The sequence below is a fragment of the Actinomycetota bacterium genome, from assembly GCA_036280995.1.
Taxonomy (GTDB): domain Bacteria; phylum Actinomycetota; class CALGFH01; order CALGFH01; family CALGFH01; genus CALGFH01.
Genome location: DASUPQ010000841.1, coordinates 1 through 2,092 on the forward strand (window position 1 = coordinate 1; position 2,092 = coordinate 2,092).

The window sequence follows — 2,092 nt, forward strand, 5'->3', positions numbered from 1 at the left end:
GGGCCCGGGAACGCCGGAACTTCGAGCCCGCCCGGCCAGCCGACGGCTACTGGGTCGTGGCCCACCGGCTGGTGGACCGGTTCGCGCCCGCCGACGACCTGCTGCTGGACGAGGAGCTACCGAGGCCCCGAGCGGGTCGAGCCGGGCCCGCTCGGGGCGGCCACCTGGGGCACCGGCCGGGGCGCGGCCCCGCCCCGGTTCGACACCTCCTGAAGCTCCGGCGCATGCTCCGGCCGGGCCGGCTCGCGCAGGGGGAGGCGGAGCTCGAAGCGGGCCCCGCTGGCGACGCGGGCGTCGGTGACGACCAGGTCGCCGCCCTGGGCCCGGGCGAGCTGCCGGGCGATGTAGAGGCCGAGACCGAGGCCGCGGCCGGGCTCCAGGCGGGTGAAGCGCTCGAAGACCCGTTCGCGCTCCTCGGGCCGGACCCCGGCGCCGTCGTCCTCCACGGCCAGGACGGCCTCGTCCTCCTCACGCTCCCCGATCAGCACGACCAGGCTGTCCTCGGGCGCGTACTTGCAGGCGTTGTCGACCAGGTTGCCGAGGATCTGGAGGACGGGGTCGGGGGCCAGGCGGACCGGCAGGCTCTGGTCGCAGCGCACCCGCACCCGGTCGCCGCAGGGGCCCGCCTGGGCCTCGGTGGCCGCCTCGACCAGCAGCTCGGCGGCGTCGACGTCGACCCGCTCGGCCGCCGTCTCCAGGAACGGCGCCCGGCCGTTCTCGGACTGGGCGGCCAGCAGGAGCTGCTCGATCAGCACCCGCAGGCGCCGCGCCTGGCGGTCGGCCATCTCCAGCATCTCCTGGCGCTCCGCCGGGCCCATCGGGGGACCGGCGCTGAGCAGCCGCAGCGCCCCGACCACGGTGGTCAAGGGGGTGCGCAGCTCGTGGGAGACCATGGCCAGCAGGTCGTCCTTCATCTGGTCGGTCTGTTTCAGCTTGCGGGCCACCTCCTGCTCCTGGGCCCGCAGCTCCGCCTCCCGCCGGGCCCGCTCCTCGGCCTCGCTGCGGCCCAGCACCGCCTTGGTCTCGGTGCGCAGCAGCAGGTAGGCGCCGAGCATCAGGGCGAGCGCCAGCACCAGCAGGGCGGGGTGCTCGGTCGCCAGCACCAGCACCAGTACCCCGACCTCGGCCATCACGATGACCAGGACCGACTGGCGCAGGACCCGGGACGGACTCACGGTCCGGTCCTCGTCGAGGGCCAGGCTCCCGACGAACAGGAGCGTCTTGACGGCGACGAAGACGGCGGTCCCGACCAGGATCGGCACCAGGGCCGAGCTGTCGACGACCTGGCCGCCGGCCAGGGCGATCCATGCGGCCGACCCGGCGGCCAGGCCGATGCTGTGGGTGCCGACGTTGAACGCCAGCCTCTGGGGCGGCTTGTGCTGGGCAAGGCCGGACAGCGTGAGCGAGGCGGCCACAACCAGCGCCGCGACGCCGGGGCCGCCGAACAGGACCAGGGCGAAGACGAACGGCGAGTCGACCATGACCCTCGGGCCGCGCCCGTCGCGGCTGAGGGGGATGGAGAAGAACGAGGCCGCCACCACGAACGAGCCCAGCACGACCACCCGCGGCAGCTCGTCGCGTACCTGCCCGAGGTCAACGTTTGCCGCGAGGAGGCAGAGCACCACGAAGCCGATCGCCGAGACGCCGGCCGTGTACGCCTTGAGCCTGCCCACCATGGGGCAAGTCTCCCCCGTCGCCCGGTTTCGCGGCAAGCATCCGGAATGGGTGCCGGAACCGCCCAGGCGCGTCTGGGCACCTTCGCCGGCCGAGATGAGCACGAGACCGGCTGTTGGCGTGGGCCGGCCCCGCGCATCCTTGGCCCGACGAGGATCGAGCCTGGAGGGGACGTGGACGGAGCGGCGACGGTGACCCCGTGGTGCCCACGCTGCCTCCGCCCGGTTGGCGACGCCGCGACCTGCCCGGGCTGCGCCCTGCCCCAGCTCGGCCCGGACGTGGCCCGGCTGCGGGTCGTGGTCCACCGCCTCTACCAGCTCGGCGAGCGGCAGCGCGCCCTGGCCGCCGAGTCCGGTGCCCTGGAGCGGGAGCGGCACCGGTTGCTGGGGACGGTCGCCGGCGGGTCGGCGGCGGCGGC

2 protein-coding genes are annotated in these 2,092 nt (G+C 75.1%); one reads left to right on the forward strand and one right to left on the reverse strand.

The window, feature by feature from the left end; translation table 11 throughout:
* Positions 1-116: 116 nt before the first annotated feature.
* The gene (locus tag VF468_28135; protein ID HEX5882154.1) at positions 117-1,676 is read right to left on the reverse strand and encodes an ATP-binding protein; all 1,560 of its coding nucleotides are present in this window, start codon (positions 1,674-1,676) and stop codon (positions 117-119) included.
* Between the two features lie 171 nt (positions 1,677-1,847).
* On the opposite strand from VF468_28135, the gene VF468_28140 reads away from it, so the two are divergent.
* On the forward strand, positions 1,848-2,092 hold a 245-nt coding region (locus VF468_28140), incomplete at its 3' end, for a hypothetical protein (protein ID HEX5882155.1).

Bases quoted from the DNA above. Each gene is read 5' to 3' on its own strand.
- VF468_28135 (HEX5882154.1), bottom strand. From the start codon at position 1,676: ATGGTGGGCAGGCTCAAGGCGTACACGGCCGGCGTCTCGGCGATCGGC.